The sequence below is a fragment of the Lentzea sp. NBRC 102530 genome, assembly GCF_030269365.1.
Classification (GTDB): Bacteria; Actinomycetota; Actinomycetes; order Mycobacteriales; family Pseudonocardiaceae; genus Lentzea.
The window spans coordinates 106,845-125,513 of record NZ_BSTF01000011.1 but is presented as its reverse complement, the minus strand read 5'-3'; the positions used below and the strand labels follow the sequence as shown (position 1 = coordinate 125,513).

The 18,669-nt window shown below is 69.4% G+C and carries 20 protein-coding genes; 5 read left to right on the top strand and 15 right to left on the bottom strand.

The window, feature by feature from the left end; all coding sequences use genetic code 11:
• Positions 1–6: 6 nt before the first annotated feature.
• Positions 7–1,251, top strand: a complete 1,245-nt coding sequence (locus QSK25_RS27980) for a cryptochrome/photolyase family protein (protein WP_285642628.1) — start codon at positions 7–9, stop codon at positions 1,249–1,251.
• Here the strand turns inward: QSK25_RS27980 and QSK25_RS27975 are convergent.
• Entirely contained in the window at positions 1,241–2,422 is a 1,182-nt protein-coding gene (locus QSK25_RS27975) for an ABC transporter permease (RefSeq protein WP_285642626.1), read from the bottom strand. The two genes, QSK25_RS27980 and QSK25_RS27975, sit on opposite strands and share 11 nt — an antisense overlap.
• Positions 2,419–3,327 carry an ABC transporter ATP-binding protein gene (locus QSK25_RS27970; protein ID WP_285642625.1) on the bottom strand — a complete coding sequence of 303 codons (909 nt, stop codon included), beginning with the start codon at positions 3,325–3,327 and terminating at the stop codon, positions 2,419–2,421. Before QSK25_RS27970 ends, QSK25_RS27975 begins: the two co-directional genes overlap by 4 nt.
• A 129-nt stretch (positions 3,328–3,456) precedes the next feature.
• Between QSK25_RS27970 and QSK25_RS27965 the strand changes: the two genes are divergently transcribed.
• The 3 genes from QSK25_RS27965 to QSK25_RS27955 are packed head-to-tail and all read left to right on the top strand — an operon-like array spanning position 3,457 to position 5,913.
• Positions 3,457–3,909, top strand: coding sequence for a YbaB/EbfC family nucleoid-associated protein (locus QSK25_RS27965; RefSeq protein ID WP_285642624.1), 453 nt, complete (start codon positions 3,457–3,459; stop codon positions 3,907–3,909).
• Between the two features lie 19 nt (positions 3,910–3,928).
• Positions 3,929–4,234 (top strand): hypothetical protein, encoded by a 306-nt coding sequence (locus QSK25_RS27960; RefSeq protein WP_285642622.1) that lies wholly within the window; start codon positions 3,929–3,931, stop codon positions 4,232–4,234.
• A complete protein-coding gene (locus QSK25_RS27955; protein ID WP_285642620.1) occupies positions 4,234–5,913 on the top strand; it encodes a WXG100 family type VII secretion target in 1,680 nt (559 codons plus the stop codon). Before QSK25_RS27960 ends, QSK25_RS27955 begins: the two co-directional genes overlap by 1 nt.
• Before the next feature lie 57 nt (positions 5,914–5,970).
• Here the strand turns inward: QSK25_RS27955 and QSK25_RS27950 are convergent, their stop codons facing one another.
• Together QSK25_RS27950 and QSK25_RS27945 are read right to left on the bottom strand one after the other, a co-directional pair.
• On the bottom strand, positions 5,971–7,368 hold the full coding sequence (locus tag QSK25_RS27950; protein WP_285642619.1) for a glycerol-3-phosphate dehydrogenase/oxidase: 1,398 nt from the start codon (positions 7,366–7,368) through the stop codon (positions 5,971–5,973).
• Entirely contained in the window at positions 7,365–7,940 is a 576-nt protein-coding gene (locus tag QSK25_RS27945) for a TetR/AcrR family transcriptional regulator (RefSeq protein WP_285642618.1), read from the bottom strand. The genes QSK25_RS27950 and QSK25_RS27945 overlap by 4 nt, the downstream gene beginning before the upstream one ends.
• On the opposite strand from QSK25_RS27945, the gene QSK25_RS27940 reads away from it, so the two are divergent.
• Complete coding sequence (locus QSK25_RS27940) at positions 7,939–9,501, top strand: FAD-binding oxidoreductase (protein ID WP_285642616.1); 1,563 nt, start codon at positions 7,939–7,941, stop codon at positions 9,499–9,501. The genes QSK25_RS27945 and QSK25_RS27940 overlap by 2 nt on opposite strands.
• A gap of 172 nt (positions 9,502–9,673) precedes the next feature.
• On the opposite strand, the gene QSK25_RS27935 is transcribed toward QSK25_RS27940, so the two are convergent.
• From QSK25_RS27935 to QSK25_RS27885, 11 genes are all read right to left on the bottom strand, one after another.
• Positions 9,674–10,681 (bottom strand): NADP-dependent oxidoreductase, encoded by a 1,008-nt coding sequence (locus tag QSK25_RS27935; RefSeq protein ID WP_285642614.1) that lies wholly within the window; start codon positions 10,679–10,681, stop codon positions 9,674–9,676.
• A gap of 81 nt (positions 10,682–10,762) precedes the next feature.
• The gene (locus tag QSK25_RS27930) at positions 10,763–11,476 is read right to left on the bottom strand and encodes a GNAT family N-acetyltransferase (protein ID WP_285642613.1); all 714 of its coding nucleotides are present in this window, start codon (positions 11,474–11,476) and stop codon (positions 10,763–10,765) included.
• On the bottom strand, positions 11,477–11,920 hold the full coding sequence (locus tag QSK25_RS27925; RefSeq protein WP_285642610.1) for a hypothetical protein: 444 nt from the start codon (positions 11,918–11,920) through the stop codon (positions 11,477–11,479).
• Positions 11,920–14,736, bottom strand: coding sequence for an FtsK/SpoIIIE domain-containing protein (locus QSK25_RS27920; protein ID WP_285642609.1), 2,817 nt, complete (start codon positions 14,734–14,736; stop codon positions 11,920–11,922). The genes QSK25_RS27925 and QSK25_RS27920 overlap by 1 nt, the downstream gene beginning before the upstream one ends.
• On the bottom strand, positions 14,736–14,987 hold the full coding sequence (locus QSK25_RS27915) for a hypothetical protein (protein WP_285642608.1): 252 nt from the start codon (positions 14,985–14,987) through the stop codon (positions 14,736–14,738). The genes QSK25_RS27920 and QSK25_RS27915 overlap by 1 nt, the downstream gene beginning before the upstream one ends.
• On the bottom strand, positions 14,987–15,247 hold the full coding sequence (locus QSK25_RS27910; protein ID WP_030481403.1) for a hypothetical protein: 261 nt from the start codon (positions 15,245–15,247) through the stop codon (positions 14,987–14,989). Before QSK25_RS27910 ends, QSK25_RS27915 begins: the two co-directional genes overlap by 1 nt.
• A 239-nt stretch (positions 15,248–15,486) precedes the next feature.
• Complete coding sequence (locus QSK25_RS27905; protein ID WP_285642605.1) at positions 15,487–15,918, bottom strand: hypothetical protein; 432 nt, start codon at positions 15,916–15,918, stop codon at positions 15,487–15,489.
• 16 nt (positions 15,919–15,934) lie between these two features.
• Positions 15,935–16,411, bottom strand: coding sequence for an alpha/beta hydrolase (locus QSK25_RS27900; protein WP_285642604.1), 477 nt, complete (start codon positions 16,409–16,411; stop codon positions 15,935–15,937).
• Positions 16,412–17,008 carry a DUF4232 domain-containing protein gene (locus QSK25_RS27895; protein ID WP_285642602.1) on the bottom strand — a complete coding sequence of 199 codons (597 nt, stop codon included), beginning with the start codon at positions 17,006–17,008 and terminating at the stop codon, positions 16,412–16,414.
• Positions 17,009–17,074: 66 nt separating this feature from the next.
• A complete protein-coding gene (locus QSK25_RS27890; protein ID WP_285642601.1) occupies positions 17,075–17,944 on the bottom strand; it encodes a gamma-glutamylcyclotransferase in 870 nt (289 codons plus the stop codon).
• 343 nt (positions 17,945–18,287) lie between these two features.
• Positions 18,288–18,632, bottom strand: a complete 345-nt coding sequence (locus QSK25_RS27885) for a winged helix-turn-helix transcriptional regulator (RefSeq protein ID WP_285642600.1) — start codon at positions 18,630–18,632, stop codon at positions 18,288–18,290.
• Positions 18,633–18,669: the final 37 nt, after the last annotated feature.

The window sequence follows — 18,669 nt, the reverse complement described above, 5'->3', positions numbered from 1 at the left end:
CGGAACGTGAGTTCTTCCCCGTCACTCGTCTGGTTCCGCCGTGATTTGCGGACATCCGATCATCCCGCCATTCTCGCCGCGGCGGAAAGATCTCCCCGCGCACTCGCGTTGTTCGTTCTCGACGACCGGTTGCTGAAACCGTCGGGGCAGGCGCGAATCGATTTCCTGCATCGCTGTCTGCACGCCCTGAACGACGAACTCGGCGGGCGCCTGATGGTCGTGCACGGCGATCCGGTGAAGACGGTTCCCCGCATCGCCAAGGAGATCGGCGCTCAAAGCGTCCACATCTCCGCGGACTACGCGCCCTACGGCAGGCGCAGGGACGAGGCCGTCGAGGAAGCGTTGGGGGACGTCGAACTCGTCCGCTCCGGCTCGCCGTACGCCGTCGCGCCGGGACGGGTGCGCAAGCAGGACGGCACGCCGTTCAAGGTCTTCACGCCGTTCCGCAACGCCTGGCTGGAACACGGCTGGCGCAAGCCCGCGGACACCGACGCGTCCACCCTGGACTGGATCGAACCCGCGCACAGCGCCGAGATCCCGAAGACGGAGGAACGACTCGGGGACGCCCTCGCGCTCTGGGAGAAGTTCCGCGACGAACGCCTCGACGACTACGACAAGACGCGCGACCGCCCCGACATGGACGCGACCAGCCGCATGTCGGCGTTCCTGCGGTGGGGTGTCCTGCACCCCCGCACGCTCCTGCAGGACTGTGACGGAACGTATCGCAGCGAGCTCGCCTGGCGGGAGTTCTACGCCGACGTGCTGTGGCACAAGCCCGAGACCGCGCGCGAGAACTACGACCGCAAGTTCGACCGCATGGAACTCGACCACGACGAGGAGCTCTTCGAGGCCTGGAAGGAAGGCCGCACGGGGTTCGGCATCGTCGACGCCGGCATGAGGCAGCTGCTGCAAGAGGGCTTCATGCACAACCGGGTGCGCATGATCGTGGCCAGCTTCCTGGTCAAGGACCTGCACCTGCCGTGGTGGTGGGGCGCGCGGCACTTCATGAACCACCTGGTCGACGGCGACATCGCCTCGAACCAGCACAACTGGCAGTGGGTCGCGGGCTGCGGCACGGACGCGGCGCCGTTCTTCCGCGTCTTCAACCCGACCACGCAGGCCAAGAAGTTCGACCCGGACGGCGCGTACGTCAAGAGGTACGCACCGGACTCCCACACCATCACGCCGATCGTCGACCACGCGGTCGAACGCCAGATCGCGCTCGACCGCTACCAGGCGATCAAGTCCTGAGCGCCTCGCGGAGCTTGACGCGAGCGCCGGTCCGCAGCACGGCGTTCGCGTAGACCTTGCCGCCCAGCCACGTGATGGCCGCGATGGCCAGCAACGCGAGCGCCACGGCCAGCAGCACCTGCCAGGCCGGTGCGACGCCGAGCGCCATCCGGCCGGGCATCAGGATCGGGGCGAACGGCGGCAGCAGCGACAGGACGGTGACCGTCGAGCCGGAGGGGCTGCCGATCATCAGGTTGATGCCGGCCACGAACGCCACGATGATCGTCATGCTGATCGGCGTCAGCACCGACTGCAGCTCCTCCTGCCGCGACACCAGGGACGCGGCGGCCGCGAACACCGTGGCGTACAGGAAGAAACCCAGCAGGTACCAGAGCACGCCGGTCAGCAGGACCGCGCCGCCGAACGCGCTGACGTCGATCACGTCGAACGCCGACGACAGCCCGAGGCCGACCGTCGAGATCACCAGCAGCTGCAGCAGGCCGACGGCGCCGAGGCCGATCACCTTGCCCAGCAACAACTGCCACGGTCGCAGCGTCGCGAGCAGGATCTCCACGACCCGGCTGGACTTCTCCTCGACCACGCCCTGCGCGACCATCGTCCCGTAGACCAGCAACGAGTAGTACAGCAGCGCGGCCACGATCAACCCGATCGCGAGGCGCTGACCCCGTTGTGGGTCAACGGGTTCCAGCGCGGTGACCTCCACGCCGACCTTCGCGAGGCTCTGCGCGACCTCCTGCGGCGCAATGCCTGCCTCCGCGAGCTGCGCGACCAGCACCTGCTGGCGCAGCACGTCGTTCAGGACGGTCGTCAGCACCTCGTCGCCGGAGCCCTTGACGATCATCTTCAGCACCGGTGGCGCACCGGTCACCAGCGCGTCCAGCGAGCCGTCGCGGACCTGGTCCTCCGGGTTGCCGCCGGTGGTGACGTCGCGCGTCTCCAGCTCGATGCCGAACGCCTTCGCCTTGTCCTTCAACGGATCGGCGAGCTGCGTGGCCTGCCCGGACAGACCCACGACACTGCGCTGCTGGTCGTCGAACAGGACGGACTGCAGCACCACGTACCCGGCGAGCACGGCGATGATCACCGCGGTGCCGATGAGGAACGACCTGGTGCGCACCTTCGTGACGAACTCGCGCTTCGCCACCAGCGAGACCGCTCGGGCCGACGTCATCCAGTCCTGCCCTCGGTGGTCACGACGTTGCGGAACAGCTCGGTCAGCGACGGGCGCTGCCGGGAGAACTCGTGCACGGGACCGGCGGCGAGCGCCGCGTGCAGCACGGCCTGGTCGTCGACGCCGTCGGCGAGGTCGAGGACGCACCGCGTCCCGTTCCTCTCGATCACCCGCACACCGTCCAGCGTGGCAGCCCAGTCGGTCGTTGGCGACTCCACCACGAGGCGAGGTGTGCCACCCGACCGGAGTTCGTCCACCGTTCCGCTCGCGACCATCGAACCGGCGCTCACGATGCCGACCCGGTCGCACAGCCGTTCCACCAGGTCGAGCTGGTGGCTGGAGAACACCACCGGCACGCCCGCGGAGGCCTTCTCACGCAGCACCTGGCTCATCACGTCCACCGCGACCGGGTCGAGGCCCGAGAACGGCTCGTCGAGCACCAGCACGTCCGGCTCGTGCACCAGTGCGGCGGCCAGCTGGACGCGCTGCTGGTTGCCGAGGCTCAGGCGCTGCACCTCGTCGGAGCGGCGGTCGCGCAGGCCGAGGCGCGCGATCCAGTTCTCCGCGTTCGTGTGGGCCTCGTTGGTGCCCATGCCGTGCAGCTCGGCCAGGTAGACGAGCTGGTCGAGCACCCTCATCCGGGGGTACAGCCCGCGCTCCTCCGGCATGTAGCCGATGCGGCGCCGGGTGTCGAGGTCGACGGCTCTCCCGTTCCACCGCACCTCGCCGGAGTCGGCCACGAGCACGCCCAGCGCGATGCGCATGGCCGTGGTCTTCCCGGCGCCGTTGCTGCCGACGAATCCGAAGAGCTCGCCGGCGCGCACGTCGAAAGACATGTCCCGCAGGGCGACGACCTCCCCGTAGCGCTTGGAGATCCGGTCGATCTCCAGCACTCCCTCAGGCACGGTGAACCCCTTCGTTAGCCCGGATGGCGGTAATCGGACTGAAAGTATCGGTGAGCAGGGAACGAGTGAAACGATACGGGCGTCTACGGCGAATCGAACGAACGACCAATTCACTCAACGGGGGTGACCATGCAGCCCATTGACCCGGATCAGTGGCTCAAGCAGTACGGGGCCAAGATCGAGCAGGCCAAGCAGCACGCCGAACAGGCCCGCGACCAGCTCGGTGGTGTGGGTGGCAGCGCCAGCTCGCCAGACGGCCTGATCACGGTGACAGTTAACGCAACAGGCGTGCTGACCGATCTCCAGATCAAGCCGGAAGCGCGCGGCATGGACCCCAGCGAGATCGCCTCCGCGGTGCTCACGGCCTCGTCAAAGGCCCAGCGCGACGCCTCCGGGCGGGTGGTGCAGATCATGACGGACTTCGTCGGCGACAGCCCGGCCCTCGAGTTCGTGAAGGCGCAGATGCCGAACGGGTACAAGGGCGACGGAACCGACGAGGACGAACCGAAGTCGGAGTTGGAGCGCAAGGACACGCGGCCTGACGACGACTACTTCACCAACCCGCCCGACGTCATGGCCTGAGTGCAGGAGGGGGTAAGTCGTGCAGCAGCACTTCAACATCGATCTCGACGAGCTGAGAACCCACGCCGCCAGCGTGGACCGGCTCATGGAACGGATGCGCAAGGCCACCGAGACGTGCGATCCGGGTGCCCTCACCACTGAGGCGTTCGGCGTCTTCCTCGGGTTCCTGGCGTCGAAGGTCCTCCAGGAGGCGGGCCTGTCGCAGGACATGCTCGGCAAGGCCGCGAACTCGCTGATGGACATGGGCAACGGCCTCAAGAAGACCGTTGAGCAGTACGAGCAGGTCGACCTCGACAACATGTTCGGCTTCAAGGGAGGCCGCTGATGAACGCGCCTGCGACGCAGTCCAGTGGTGACACCGCGCAGCTGTTCAACAACGTCTCGAACGCCTACAGGTCGATCGAGAGCGGCGACTGGGTCAGCGGCGGCCTCGGCATCGCGAACGCGGCCATGAGCATGGTCGGCAACGGCTCGAACCCCCTCAGCGGCTTCCTGGCCGCGGGCTTCAGCTGGGCCATCCAGCACGTCGACTTCCTGCGGGAGCCGTTCGACGTCCTGCTCGGCAGCCCCGAGTCCATCGCCAAGATGTCCGAGTCGTTCAAGAACGCGGGCAAGCAGGTCAAGGACATCGCGACCGAGTACGAGAAGATCTGCGTCTCGCAGACCCGCGAGTGGCAGGGCAGGGCGGCCGACGGCTACCGCGCCGCCGCCAAGCGGCACGCGACCGGCCTCGAGACCCTCGCGAAGTCCGTCGACGGCATCGCGGGCGCGGTGAAGGGCGCCGGTGAGCTGGTCGGCACCGTCCGCAAGATGATCATGGACCTGATCAGCCAGGCCGTGTCCGACATGGTCATGAAGATCATCCAGTGGCTCGCGGCGTCGTTCCTGACGTTCGGCGCGGCCATCGCGGGCGCGATCGCGGACATCGTCACGACCGCGGTCAACTACGCGAAGAAGCTCTCGGACTTCCTGCAGAAGCTCGTCGGCTCCGTGCAGAAGCTGCTGAAGCTGATCCAGTCGGTCTCGCAGATCGCCAAGGCCGCCGAGTCGATCATCGACGCGATCTCGACGATGGCGAACCAGGGCAAGGGCGGTGGCGGCGGCGGTTCGGTCCGCAACACCGCGGGTGGCTTCGACGGCATCCGCGGCGGCGACCAGGACCGTGCTTCCGCGGGCGCGGGCGGCACGTTCACCAGCGGCGCGGGTGGCGGCTACGCCGGTGGCCCGCTGACCGCCGGTGACGGTGTCGGCAACGTCCGTCCCGGCTACCAGGGCGGCAACACCGACGGCTACCAGGGCCCGTACCCGGGCACCGGCGCGGGTGCCGGGACGGGCGGGCGCCCTCCGGCCTACACGCCTCCTCGGGGTGGCCAGGGCGGTTACGCCGGCGGTGGCGCGGGTTCGGGCTCGGGCGGCGTCTCCGGCCCCGGCTACGTGCCGCCGGGCGGCAGCGGCACGGGTGCGGGCACGTCCGGCCCCGGCCGTTGGGTGCCCGGTCACTGGGAGCCGGCCGACACCACGACGACGGCCGGTGGCGGCACCGGGACCAAGCCGCCGTCGATCGGTTCCCCGACCACGCCGAACTCCGACTGGTACCGGCCGGCGACCACCGACCACGCCGCGACGGCGTCGGCGGGCGGCGGCGGTGGCGGTGGTGCCGGTAAGGGCATGGGCGGCGGCGGAGGTGGCGGCATGCCCGCCGGCTTCGGTGGCGGCCCGGCCGGTGGCGGTGGTGCCGGTGGCACCTCGGCCACGCAGTTCGGTGGCGCTGCCGGTGTCATGGCCTCCGGCAGCGGTGCGGCCGGTGCCGCTCCTGCCGCCGCGGCCGGTGCCGCGGGCAAGGGCGGACCCGGTGGTGGCATGGGCGGCATGATGGGTGGTGCCCCGATGGCCGGTGCGGGTGGCCAGCAGGGCGGCAGCAACGAGCACAAGCGGAAGGTGCGGATCGAGGGCGAGTCCCTGGTCGAGCCGCCGAAGGCCGCGAAGCCGGTCATCGGCGAGTGATCCTGCAGTCCTTGCGCTGAGCTGTGAACGGGGCGTCCCTTCGGGGCGCCCCGTTTTCTACGCGGGTTCCTGTGCGGTGGCCAGGAGGTTCGCGATCGCCGGCTCGGCCTCGGCGCGGTCCTGCGGCACCAGACCGGTCCGGGTGCGCCGGTCGAGGACGTCGTCGATCGTGAGCGCGCCTTCGTGGCGGATCGCGTGCAGGACGTCGGCCTCGGTGATGCCCGGTGCGATCGGCGCGGTCGGGGCCGGGGCGTCGTCGACCAGGCGGATGTCCCTGGTGCGGCAGGGGATCTGCGTGATGTTCGTGGCGTCGACCGCGTCCTCCGCCATCCTGCGGTACGTGGTGAGCTTGCCGCCGACGATCGTGATCACGCCGTTCGGTGCCTTCAGCGTGGCGTGGTGGCGGGAGAGGTCCGCCGTCGTGCCTTCGGCTTCGAGCAGCGGGCGCAGGCCGGCGTAGCTGCCGATCACGTCCTTCTGGGTGAGTTCCCGGTGCAGGAAGCGGGAAGCCGTGTCGAGGAGGAAGTCCACATCGGACTGCGGGACCCGCGGCACGTCCGGGATCTCGTCCACCGGCTCGTCGGTCAGGCCCAGGTAGACGCGCCCGTTGCGTTGGGGCAGCAGGAAGGCGTAGCGGTTGCGTTCGCCGGGGACCGGGATGGTCAGGGCGGTGCCGGTGATCCCTGCCCGCTGGGCGTCGAGCACCAGGTGCGAGCCCCGGGACGGGCGCAGGCTGACCGGGGCGAGGGTGCCGGCCCAGACGCCGGTCGCGTTGACCACCGCCCTGGCCCTGACCGTGAACCTCGTGCCGGTGAGCGTGTCCTCGGCTTCGGCGCCGTCACCGTGCAGGGTCAGGACCTTCGCCCTGGTGATGATCTTCGCCCCGAGGCCGGCCGCCGTCCTGGCCAGTGCCACGACGAGCTTGGCGTCGTCGACCAGCTGGCCGTCGTAGCTGAGCAGCCCGCCCGTGAGGTGCCGGGTGTCGAGGCCGGGGACCAGCGTGTGGGCCTCGTGCCGGGAGACCCGGCGCGGCGGCGGGAGGACGTCGGCGGGGGTGCGGGCGGCGACGCGCAGGGCGTTGCCCGCGCGGAAGCCCGACATGACGAAGTGCCCGGCGGTGCCGTGCAACGGGAACAGCATCGGCAACGTGCGGGTCAGGTGCGGCGCGGTCCTGGTCATCAGGATGCCCCGCTCGACCGCGCTCTCGTGCGCGAGCCGCACGTCGCCCTTGGCGAGGTAGCGCAGGCCGCCGTGGACGAGCTTGCTGGACCACCGCGAGGTCCCGAACGCCAGGTCGTGCGCCTCCAGCAGCACCGTCCTGAGGCCGCGCGACGCCGCGTCCAGCGCGACCCCCGCGCCGGTCACGCCACCGCCGATGACGAGGACGTCGGCGACTTCCTGTTGTGCTGCCTCGAGGTCCTGCGCGCGCCTGCCGGCGTTCAGGGACGTGTTCACGGCTTCAGAGCTCCGTCCAGTTGCTTGGCGAGTTCGTCCAGCAGGGCGCCGAAGTCGAGCCCGGAGGTGGCGGGCCTGGTGCTGAGCACCATCGACTGCGTGCTGAGCAGCACGACCCGCGCCTGCGTCTTGGCGTCCCCGAACCGGATCGACCCGTCCAGGTGCCCCGCCTCGACCTGGGCGACGAGGAACTGCTCGACCAGCCGTTGCGTGCTGCCCAGCCGGTCCGTCAGGTACGGCAGCATCAGGTCGGCGTCGAGCTGCAACACCCGTTGCATCACCGGGTTGGCCTCCAGCAACCGGATGGCGTCGACGGCGCGCCGGACGAGTTGCTCGCGTGCGTTGCCGCGGCCGCTCGCCTGTTCGACCTGCTCCAGGATCGCGGCGAACTCCCTGGTCATCAGGGCCCTGACGAGGTGGTCCACGTCCGGGTAGCGCCGGTAGAGGGTCATCCGGCTCACGCCGGCGCGCTTGGCCACGTCGGTGAGGGTCGTCCGGCGCACCCCCACCTCGAGAACACACTCACGGGTGGCGTCGAGCAGGGCGTCGTGGGTGTGACGTTGAGACGTCATGTGTAACACTGTAGCAGTGACCAGAGCCCGATGGACCACCGAAACCGTGCCGCTGCCCCCGCACGCCCTGGCCTGGCTGAGCCAGCGGGTGGGCCTCGGGGAGCCGTTCGCGGAGGTGCCGGTGTCCGCGCCCGCCTCCGCGCTGTCGGCGGACGCCTTCACCGCCTTGGAGGCGGTGTGCTCCGTGTCCGTCGACGCCCCTGACCGGCTCGGGCGCGCCGGCGGCTTCTCCTACCTCGACCTGCTGCGTCGTCGCGGGCACGGGACGCTGGCCGTGCCGGACGCTGTCGTGTCGCCTTCTTCGCACGACGAGGTCGCCGAGGTGCTCCGCGTCTGCGTCGAGTACGACGTCGCCGTGGTGCCGTTCGGCGGAGGGACGTCGGTGGTCGGCGGCGTCGAAGCGTTGCGCGGGTCCAAGTCCGCCGTGGTGGCGCTGGACCTCGCCGGGGTGAACCGGCTCGTGTCCGTTGATCCGGTTTCCCGGGTGGCCGTGTTGCAGGCCGGGCTGACCGGGCCTGAGGCCGAGAAGCTGTTGAGGGAGCACGGGTTCACGCTCGGGCACGTGCCGCAGTCCTTTGAGCGGGCGACCATTGGCGGGTTCGCCGCCACCCGGTCTGCTGGGCAGGCCTCGTCCGGGTACGGGCGGTTCGAGGACATGGTCGAGTCGGTGCGGGTGGCCACGCCTGTCGGTTCCTGGGTTGTCGGTACTGCTCCTGCTTCGGCTGCCGGCCCTGATCTGAAGCAGCTGGTGCTGGGGTCGGAGGGGCTCTTCGGGGTGATCACCGAGGTGTCCGTGCGGGTGCGTCCTGTGCCTGTTTCGCCTCGGTACGAAGGCTTTGTCGTCGACGGCTGGGAGTCCGGGGTCGCGTTGGTGCGCGACCTGGCTCAGGCCGGGGCGCCGGCCGACGTCACCCGTCTGTCCGATGTGGACGAGACCGAGGTTGCCCTGGCGTTGGCCGGGGGCAAGGCCGAGGTGGTGAAGAAGTACCTGCGGGTGCGGCGGGTTGCTGCGCCTTGCCTGGTGATCCTCGGGTGGGAGTGCCGGGATCGACTTGCCACCTTGAAGGTGTTGCGGCGGCACAAGGTCGTCCGGCTCGGGCGGGCCATGGGGGAGTCCTGGCTGCACGGGCGGTTCAACGGGCCCCGGCAGCGGGACGCTCTGCTGGACGCCGGGGTGTGTGTGGAGACCCTGGAGACCGCCACCCGCTGGTCCTCGGTGTCCGAGCTGCGTGATGCCGTGCGGCAGGCGTTGGTCGCGGAGCTCGGGAACCCCGTGGTGATGTGCCACGTCTCGCACGCCTACGAGACCGGGGCCTCGTTGTACTTCACCGTGCTGGTGCCCCGGGACCTCGCGGATCCGGTCGCGCAGTGGGAGAAGGCGAAGATCGCGGCCTCTGACGCGATCTCCCGGCTCGGCACGATCACCCACCACCACGCTGTCGGGCGGGATCACCTGCCCTGGCTGGAGAAGGAGATCGGCGGGGTCGGCGTGTCAGTGCTGCGCGCGGTCAAGAACGACCTCGACCCGACCGGGATCCTGAACCCGGGCAAGCTGGTCTGAGCAGCTGGCCGGAAGACGGACCCGCCGCCGGCGCGAGCCCGCTTCACGTTTCTTGCCGCACGCGGGGCGCTTTCGTTCGCGCTGAACGAACGAAAGCGCCCCGCGTGCGGTCCAGCAATGTGAAGCGGGCTCGCGACAGTGGGCACGACTGCTGGTCGGGCGTGCCCGGCTGTTAGAACTTCACCAGCATCTTGCCGGTGTTCTCGCCGCGCAGCATGCCCAGGAACGCTGCCGGTGCCTGGCGAGCGCCGCCTTCGACCACCGTCTCGGAGTACTTCAGCTCGCCGGAGGCGATCCAGGCCGCGACCTCCTTGATGAACTGCGGCTGCAACGCCTTGTGGTCTCCCACCAGCATGCCGCGCAGCGTGAGGCGCTTCGCCAGGATCTGGATCATGTTGCTCGGGCCCGTCGGCTTCACGGACTCGTTGTACTGCGAGATGGCACCGCACATGGTGATGCGGCCGTTGAGGTTCATGACCTCGATGGCTGCCTCGAGGTGCTCGCCGCCCACGTTGTCGAAGTAGACGTCGATGCCGTCGGGGGCCGCGGCGGCCAGCTGGTCGAGGACCGGGCCGTCCTTGTAGTTGAAGGCGGCGTCGAAGCCGAGCTCCTCGGTCAGGTACTTGACCTTGTCGGCTGATCCCGCGGAGCCGATCACGCGGGCCGCGCCCTTGAGGCGGGCGATCTGGCCCACGATCTGGCCCACGGCGCCTGCCGCGCCCGAGACGAAGACGGTGTCGCCCGGCTTGAACTCCGCGGTGGCGAGGAGGCCCGCGTAGGCGGTGAGGCCCGGCATGCCCAGGACGCCGAGGTACGTGGAGAGCGGGGCCAACGAGCCGTCCACCTTCACGGTGTGGGCGGCGTTCACGACGGCGTAGTCGCGCCAGCCCAGGCCGTGCAGGACGTGGTCGCCCGGCTTGAAGTCGGGGGAGTTGGAGGTCACGACCTCGCCGACGGCGCCGCCCTCCAGCGGGGCGCCCACCTGGAACGGCGGGACGTAGGACTTGACGTCGTTCATGCGGCCCCGCATGTACGGGTCGACGCTCATGACCACGTTGCGCACGAGGATCTCGCCGTCGCCCGGGGTGGGGACTTCGACCTCGGCGATCTCGAAGTTCTCGTCGGTCGGCCAGCCGGTCGGGCGGGAGGCCAGGCGGACTTCGAGTGCGGTGCTGGTCATGATCGGACCATCTCCCTCGTGGGTTGCGGATCAGTTATCCGTTTCAACCGACCGTCGGGTCCGACTGTTCCGCACTGTGACTCAGACCGCAGGAAGAAGTGTCGTGACGTCGCGGTATTCGAAGCCGAGCTTGCGGTAGACGGCGATGGCCGGCGCGTTGTGGTTCTCCACGAACAGGGCGCAGCAGCCGTAGAGGGTCAGCAGGGAGGACGTGACGAACTGGCAGATGCGGCGGCCCAGGCCCTGGTTGGTGTGCGACGGGTGGACGGCCACGCCCATCATGAAGCCGACGTCCGCCGACGACCAGGCCTCTGCGGCTGTCGCCACGAGCTCGTCGCCCACACGAAGGCCTGCCCAGCGGGTCACGCCCTTCTCGCCCGGCCACGCCCACGAGTCCGGGTTCGCCGTGCGCAGGAGCGGTTCCACGTCGTCCAGCGAGGAGAGCCAGGAGGCGTCATCGGGCAGGTCCAGCGCGCCGGTGCGGTCCATCCAGCCGAACGGCTTGTCCTCGATCCACGGCGTCGGCATCAGGGGCTCGACGACGGAGGCGAGCTGACGTTCCATCAACGGGCGCAGGTTCACGCCACGGCCGTGTGCGGCCAACAGCGACGCCACGCCCTCGGCGGGGCCCGACAGCACCAGGCGGCGGCGTCGGGTCAGGCACGGGGCGTGCACCGCTACCGCGCCGTTGTGCTCCCAGGCGGCACCACCGGCCGACAGTGCCTGGGCCGCCCAGCGGACCAACGGGTCCGTGCTGGCGTCCTGCACGTCGGCGGGGGTGCGTAAGCGGCGCACTCAGTCCTTCTGCTTGCGGCGCAGCAGGGTTCGCTTCTGCAGCGACTCCTCCAGCTCCTGGTACGCGAGGTCCATCGCCCGGTTGTACTCGCCCTGCGGGCGGGGCGGGACCGACTCGTCGGGCTGCGGGGGCGTGACCATCTGGAGCCAGCGTTCGTTCCAGAGCTGCTCGACCGCCGCCTCCCAGTGCAGCGCGGCGCCCATCCGCACGACCCGCTCGCGATCGCGCACCTCGGCGATCTCGTGCTGGGTCGCCGCGATCCGCTCGGCCAGTTCGGTGCACCTCACCTCGTCCAGCTTGCGCTGGCGGGCTGCCGCGTCCGTTGCGATGGCGATGATCTCCTTGTAGCGCTCGACAGCGGAGATCGTCGGCACCTCGATCACCTCCTCGCTCTGACGTTGCGACGGGACCGACTCGAACATCGAGGTCATCATCGGGTTCATCACGCTTCTCCTGTGTCGAACGGGATGATCACTTGCGGTCGCGAGTGCTCGAACCGGTCGAAGAACAGGCCGCGGCGCGGTCTCGGCGACCACGACATCACCTGCTCCGGTCCGAGCGACAGCAGCTCCTTGCCCTGGACGTCGAACGCCACCCAGGCGCCGATGTCGTCGTACACGCCGGGCGGGAGGCTCGCCTTCAGCCTCGTCACGCCGCGCCACCAGCCCAGCACGTGCGTCCGGTTCTCGGGGCCGTGCTTCAGCACCGTGCGCAGACTGTCCACACCGGACGTTCGCGTCGTCGGATCCTTCTGCTCCAGCAACGTCTGCGCGGCGTCGACGCCGTACAGCACCAGGTAGTGCGGCTTCAGCGGCGCGTCGGCCTGGCCCGTGTTGATCGCCTGCAGCCGGGCCGCGGTCTCGCCCAGCACCTCCTTGATGCGGTCGATCTGGATCACTTCCGCATCATGCCCGTCGTTGTTCAGGCGTTTCATCAGATGCAACGCCGAGGGCATCGCTTCCTCGACCAGGCAGGCCAGCGTGAACACCGCCTCGTGCGGGTGGTGCTGCCTGCCCAGTGACGCGGCCGCTCCGCCGAGCACCGCGGCCGCGTCCTGGACCACGGAGCCGATCACCGCGATGTTGCGGCCCGGCGTGCGGGCGAACCGCACCCGTGCCGCGCTGCCCGCGACGTCGATCACCTGTCCGAGGAGCACGGTAGGCGATGCGTCGCCGGGCCGCAGATCGAGGAAGTCCGGCGTCGCGTCGAGCAGCGGGATCTTGCTGCCGTCGAACAGGCCCGGCGCCTGGCCCGGCTCACGCCGCCACAGCTCGTTCTGCAGGAAGTCCATGGTGCCCTTGGACGTCGAGTCCGGGACGCGGCAGATCTCGTTGCCGGGCTTGACGCCCGACTCGTGGTTGATCACCGCGTGCCAGCGGGGGAGCTCGACGGCGGCGTCGTTCTGCGGCTCCGCCAGCACCCGCCGCGCCTTGGGCAGCGCGATGCGGACCGTGAACTGCTCGAAGATCGCCGACTTGCCCCAGAAGCCCTCGATGCCCGAGACGTCCTGGGACGACAGCACGAGGTGGATGCCCTGCGAACGGCCGCGGCGCGCCACGTCCTCCAGCAGCTGCGTGGCGGCGGCGGTGACCTGGTCGCGTTCGCCGAACAGGTACTGGAACTCGTCGATCACCGCGATGATCCGCGGCCAGCGGCCGGACGGGTCCTCGGCGCGCAGGTCCTGCAGCTTGGTGACCTCGTGCTGCTTGGCCGCGTCCGCCCGCCGGCGCATCTCGTCGGACAGGAACCTCAGCAGCGCCACGCCGAACTCGCGGTCGGTGTTGACGTTCACGCCGACCAGGCGTGCGTGCGGCAGCCACGACGGGTCCTTGCGGCCCGGCGCGAACTGCGCGAACGACACGCCTTCCTTGAAGTCCAACAGGTAGAGCTCGAGCTCGTCGGGCGAATAGCGCGCACACAACGAACCGAGCATCGCGTAGAGGAAGTTCGTCTTGCCCGAACCGGAAGGGCCGCCGATCAACGCGTGCGGCGACGTGTCGCCGAGCTGCACGCAGACCTGCTCGCCGTCGTCGAACCCCACGGGCGCAACGACTCCCGCCGCCGAGTTCTCCGTCCACGGCCGGTCCGGCAGCAGGTCGCCGAACGTGCCCATGCGCGACCGGCGTTCCTCGCGCTTCTCCGCGATGGCGGCGCAGGCGCGCGGCACCAGCGTCCTCGGCAGTGCGGGGTCCAGCGTCACGGTCACGTGCTTGCCGGTCATGGTGCAGGTCGCGGAACCGTCCCCGCGCAACGACACCGTCTCGACCGGCGAGTTGATCGTGATCGGGATGTCGACGATGAACAGCTGCACACCGCACGCCAAACCGTTGCGCGCCACGCGTTGCAGCTGCTGCTGCTGGTCTTCCTTCAACGCCTTGCGGTTGCCGAACAGCACGGCGATCCGCCACGGTTCGGTCCGCCTGCCCTCACCGCTGACCGCGCGAACGGTCAGGTGGCCGTCGACGAGGACCTTGGTGTGCACCTGGCGGATGTGCTCGGACAGTTCGTCCAGCAGCTCGTGCAGCCGGGCGGGGTCGTGCACCGTCAGCAGGTTCGCGCGGGTCAGCGGGTACAGCCCCGGCAACGACCCGGTCAGCTGGCCGACGTCCCACACGTGCACGTGCACGAGACCGGGCTGGAAGTGCGAGAGCACCCGCAGCAGCAGCGACTCCACCAGGGTGTCCGCCTGCTGGCGACTGTCCGGAGTGGACGAGATGTGCAGGTGCGCCTGGTCCAGCAGCGGCACGGCCACCGGGAACGGCACGGGTTCCGGCGCCGACGTCACCACGCCGGTGCCGATCCGCCACAGCTCCGGCACGCCCTCGCTGCCGTCGTGCGTGCCGGGGTGCCCGAGCCACGACTCGTGCGGCCACGACGCGGGCCCGGCGGCGACCGAGTTCACCAGTTCGGTCAGCTGGGCAGGGCCGGAGGACGTCCACTCGTGGAACGACTGCTGCCAGTCGTAGCGGATCTGGTCGAGCCGCTCCTGGAACTGCGCCATCGACAACGGCGCCTGGCGCGGGTTCTTGGCGCGCTTCTCGTCCACCGTCAGGAACGCGGTGACGTCGCGCAGGGCGACGTCCTGCAACGCCTTGTCGACGCCCATGCCACGCACGGTGAACTCGAACATGTCCTTGGCGTGCTCGGTGGCGAGCGCCCGGTGTTCGCGCGCCACGGAGCCCAGCGCGGCCGAAACGGCGCGCTGGAACTCCGCGAAGGCGTTCTCGATCTTCGCCCGCCGGTCGTCCCGCCTGCTCATCACAGCTCCACGGTGAGTCGTTGGATGCGCTCTAGGGTTCCCACCATCAGCTCCAGCTGATCAGGAAATCTTTCCTTCGCGCGCACGAACTCGGGTGGAAGAAGCGATTCGTGGTGGTTCTCACTCGACTCGGCGAGGATGGCGACCGCCTCGTCGAGGTCCTCCTGCGCGGTGCGCACACTGCGGTACGACTCCCGCAGGATCTCGCCCGCCTGCTCGAGCGCGGCACGAACCTCGCCGATGGACGCCATCAAAGCCTGCTGTTGATGCCCTCGGCCCCGGAGATGCCGGCGCCGAGGTAGTTCTGCAGCTCGCTCACGCCGGACACGACCTGGGCGAACTGGGCGTTCGTCGTCTCGACGTCCGCCTGCACGGAGCCCTGCGTGACACTTGTCAGCAGTTGCTGCGCGTCCTCGGCGAGCTCAGCCGCCTGTTGGAGGGCCGACTGGCTTTGAGCCGCCTTGTCGATCGCCTGGGCAATTGCGGCACGGACCTCTTCGATGCTGGCCATGTCGGCTCCCGAACCCTCCGGAACAAGATGGTCTGACGACCACCCTTAGTAGAGATTGTGCCCAGATTTTCACAGTTGAGAGCGAAGATCGGCTAACCGGGTGGATGCCTGAATCCACTCGAACGGGCCTTGATTTAATGATCAGTTGAGCGCGCTGCTGGCCCTTTGCTCACGCGTGTCATGACTCTCACAATGCCGCCTACAGCCCGTCGTGGAGAACTGCCGACCGGCCGGGTGAATCAAGACGGCCTGCTGGGCGAGTTGTCACGCGGAGTGCCTGCACCGAACGGGTCATCTCCGGCCCACACCTCGACCATGACGCGTTCCGCGCCCGGCACGAGCGTGCTGATCAAGGCCGGTTCGTCCAGCACGGTCCAGGCCGTCGGGGGCTCGCACGCCACCCGCGGCGTCGGGAAGTCGTCACCCAGTCCGCGCACGAAGGTGCGAACGGCCCGCGCGAGGGCCGCGGAGACGTTGTGGGTGGCCTTCTCGGTGCTCGGCCGCGTGATGACGACGGCCCAGCAGCCGGGTTCCTCGTCGGAGCAGTCGCGGGCGTCCACGATCTGGGCACCCGCACGGGTGAGAAGCGCGTCGCACGCGGCGCGCGCCTGGTGCTCGTCCGCCGCCTCGACCACCACGGTGATCAGCAGCACGAGGTCGTCTTGGTCCATGGCACCCGAAATGGTGTCAGATGACCTTTCGGGCGAACTCCAGCACCTGGGTGACGGCCTCGCCGTCGCTCAGCAGTCCGTCGACGACGTGCTCCTCGAACGCCGAGCCGCGGACGCGGTCGGTGCCCGCGCGGGTGTCGGAGATCGGCACGATCTCGTCGTCGGACCCGTGCAGCCACAACGTCGGCAGGGTGCCCAGCGGGGGCCCGGAGCTGACCTCGTCCATGAGGTCCGCGAGATCGGCGGACGCGCCGTCCCACGTGCCGAGCACGGGGGAGATCAACGCGAGCGCGGCGAGCCCGGAGTGCGTTTGTGCGAACCGGACCGCGGCGGGTGCGCCGGTGAAGTGTCCAATGAGGACCACGGGCCGGTCGGCGGTTTTCACCACCGCCGCGATGTCGTCGGAGACTGTCGTGGGCACACCGGCCGAGCGCAACGACAGGGCGATGCGCTCGCCGTGCGGTAGCACGGCGAGCCATCCGGGTGCGTCCATCTACGAAGCGTAGAAGGCGCTGATCTCGATCCGGCCACCGGAACACACGGGGCCAAGCGTCCACGGCACGGTGAGCGGTGCCGTCTCGTCAGGTGGAATCGCCGCCGCCTTCGAAGGCTCCGGCTGGCACGGCCCCTCGACGGGTTCGTTGCCCGACGGCACGACGCCCCAGTGCAGGTTCGCCGACGCCTTGCCGCCCGGTGCGAGCGTCATCTGGACGGGCCCGGGGTCTGCCTTGCGCTCCAGCTTGGTCGGCACCGCGCCGGAGGCGTTCTCCAGCTGGAAACCGCTGTAGCCGCTGAGCGTGCACGGCATCGTGCTGGAGTTCGTGACGACGAACTTGCCGTACCGGTTGCCGGCACCGGCGTCCGTGGGCGTGATCTCGCCCTTCAGGACGGTCGAGTCACACCGTTTCACGGCCGGTGCCGCGGCGCCCGTGTTGGCCGCGGCGACGGTGGTGGACGGCGAGGTCGACGACGGTGGCGTCGAGGTCGGCAACGTCTCCGCAGAGCCGCTTCCCGAGGTTCTCTCACCGCAGGCCGTCACGGAAGCGAGCACCAGCAGTCCCAGTCCGCAGCCGATCAACCGTCGATTCATGGGTGCACCTCCTACCACCGAAGGATGTGCCCAACTATCGATCAACCCACACAACGTGCCGGAAATTCACCGGATCTGGTGGACGTCCCATCCGTCCGGAAGTTCCGCCATGCCCTGCACCGCCGCGGTCCAGATGTACGTCCAGGCGATCCGCCCGTCGGGCAGCACGACGCGCACGCGGCGGTAGTCGTCGCCCTCGTACTCGTCGAGCATCGGCAGGGACTCCTCGGGCGACCTGAGGCGCAGCACGTGCCCCGGCACCCCGAGCCCGGAACCGGGCCGCAACGCCGGGTAGCCCAGGCCGGTGTCGAACAACGTGCCGGGCAGGTGCGTCTCCTCGGTCTCGACGACGTGCGGCTCCATCAGGTGCCAAGCGCTTGCGCCGGGCTTCAGCGTCCCGTACACGAAGAGCAGCTCGGGCCAGTCGTCCGCCGACGGGTCCCCTTGGATCTCGGTCACGTCCAGTCCGTCGGTCATGGCAGGCCTCTCGCCCAGCACGCGCGCACCCCGTTGCGACACGTCCGCGCACCGGACCATACGGCCGTTGAAGAGCACCGGCATCCGCTTCTTGGAACCCGCCGTGTACGCCAGAACGCTGTCGATGACGCCACCGTTGTAGAGCACCACCCGGCCGGTGTGAACACGCACGAGCCGATACCGCAGCCCGCGCCCCTCGCACCGGTCGAGCACCCGCAGTTGCTCGGGCGTCGCGAACCAGATGGAGTGCTCCTCCACCACACCGGGCGCGCCGGCCAACGTCGCCGGGCGCTGCCCGTCGCGCATCCGCAAGCCCGCGGCCCAGACAGCAGAAAGGCCCTCGCACCGTGCGCGCAGCACGACCGCGGGGCCCTCAAGTCCGAGCTCTTCGCGAAGCCAGGTCAGCTTGCTCGGATTCGCGTTGCTTCCATAACCCAGCACCGGCATCCGACCGGCCAACGGCGGCTCACCATGGTCAGCGAGCCATTGGTCTAGATCGACGTTCTCCGGCTCGACACGCCACCCCGACTCCATCGTGAGGTCCGGGCGCACTGGCCAGCCGGTTTCGTCGACGTGGACGAAACAGTGGTCTGGACGAGTGCCCGGATAGGGCTCCGCCGGATGGCTTTCGTCGGTGAACGGTTGGGCCATTGGTCCATAATGCCAGTCCCAGGGGCCGGATGGCGCCCCCTAATCGTGACCCATCCGATCTCTTGCTCGTGATTCCTGGCTTGGAGTGAGAACTTTCACTGCGCAAACGAGTGGCTGACCCGACCTCTGACCGGCCGATCTCCGGTCGGACTCAGGACTCGTCATAGGTCAGTTGCGCCTCGGCGACCTCGCTCCGGTGCGTGAAGATCCACTCGGCCAACGCCACGAGGTGCGAGGCGGCCCCCTTGCCCAACGGCGTCAGCGTGTACTCCACGTGCGGCGGGATGACGGGCAACACCTCCCGGTGCACGAACCCGTCCCGCTCCAGCGTGCGCAACGTCTGCGTCAGCATCTTCTCGCTGGCCAGCGCCAACTCCCGCTTGAGCGCGCTGAACCGCCAAGCCTCCCCGTTCGACAACGCCTGGAGCACCAGCACACCCCACCGGCTTGTGACGTGCTCCATGATCGCCCGCTCCGGACACATGGTGACCTGCATGCTCACCTCCACGTAAGTACCCCACTCCAAAGTGGGT

Coding starts and splice junctions, on each gene's coding strand:
- QSK25_RS27975 (WP_285642626.1), bottom strand. CDS start 2,422: ATGACGTCGGCCCGAGCGGTCTCGCTGGTGGCGAAGCGCGAGTTCGTC.
- QSK25_RS27965 (WP_285642624.1), top strand. CDS start 3,457: ATGCAGCCCATTGACCCGGATCAGTGGCTCAAGCAGTACGGGGCCAAG.
- QSK25_RS27955 (WP_285642620.1), top strand. CDS start 4,234: ATGAACGCGCCTGCGACGCAGTCCAGTGGTGACACCGCGCAGCTGTTC.
- QSK25_RS27940 (WP_285642616.1), top strand. CDS start 7,939: ATGTGTAACACTGTAGCAGTGACCAGAGCCCGATGGACCACCGAAACC.
- QSK25_RS27945 (WP_285642618.1), bottom strand. CDS start 7,940: ATGACGTCTCAACGTCACACCCACGACGCCCTGCTCGACGCCACCCGT.
- QSK25_RS27935 (WP_285642614.1), bottom strand. CDS start 10,681: ATGACCAGCACCGCACTCGAAGTCCGCCTGGCCTCCCGCCCGACCGGC.
- QSK25_RS27925 (WP_285642610.1), bottom strand. CDS start 11,920: ATGAACCCGATGATGACCTCGATGTTCGAGTCGGTCCCGTCGCAACGT.
- QSK25_RS27920 (WP_285642609.1), bottom strand. CDS start 14,736: ATGAGCAGGCGGGACGACCGGCGGGCGAAGATCGAGAACGCCTTCGCG.
- QSK25_RS27915 (WP_285642608.1), bottom strand. CDS start 14,987: ATGGCGTCCATCGGCGAGGTTCGTGCCGCGCTCGAGCAGGCGGGCGAG.
- QSK25_RS27910 (WP_030481403.1), bottom strand. CDS start 15,247: ATGGCCAGCATCGAAGAGGTCCGTGCCGCAATTGCCCAGGCGATCGAC.
- QSK25_RS27905 (WP_285642605.1), bottom strand. CDS start 15,918: ATGGACCAAGACGACCTCGTGCTGCTGATCACCGTGGTGGTCGAGGCG.
- QSK25_RS27900 (WP_285642604.1), bottom strand. CDS start 16,411: ATGGACGCACCCGGATGGCTCGCCGTGCTACCGCACGGCGAGCGCATC.
- QSK25_RS27895 (WP_285642602.1), bottom strand. CDS start 17,008: ATGAATCGACGGTTGATCGGCTGCGGACTGGGACTGCTGGTGCTCGCT.
- QSK25_RS27885 (WP_285642600.1), bottom strand. CDS start 18,632: ATGCAGGTCACCATGTGTCCGGAGCGGGCGATCATGGAGCACGTCACA.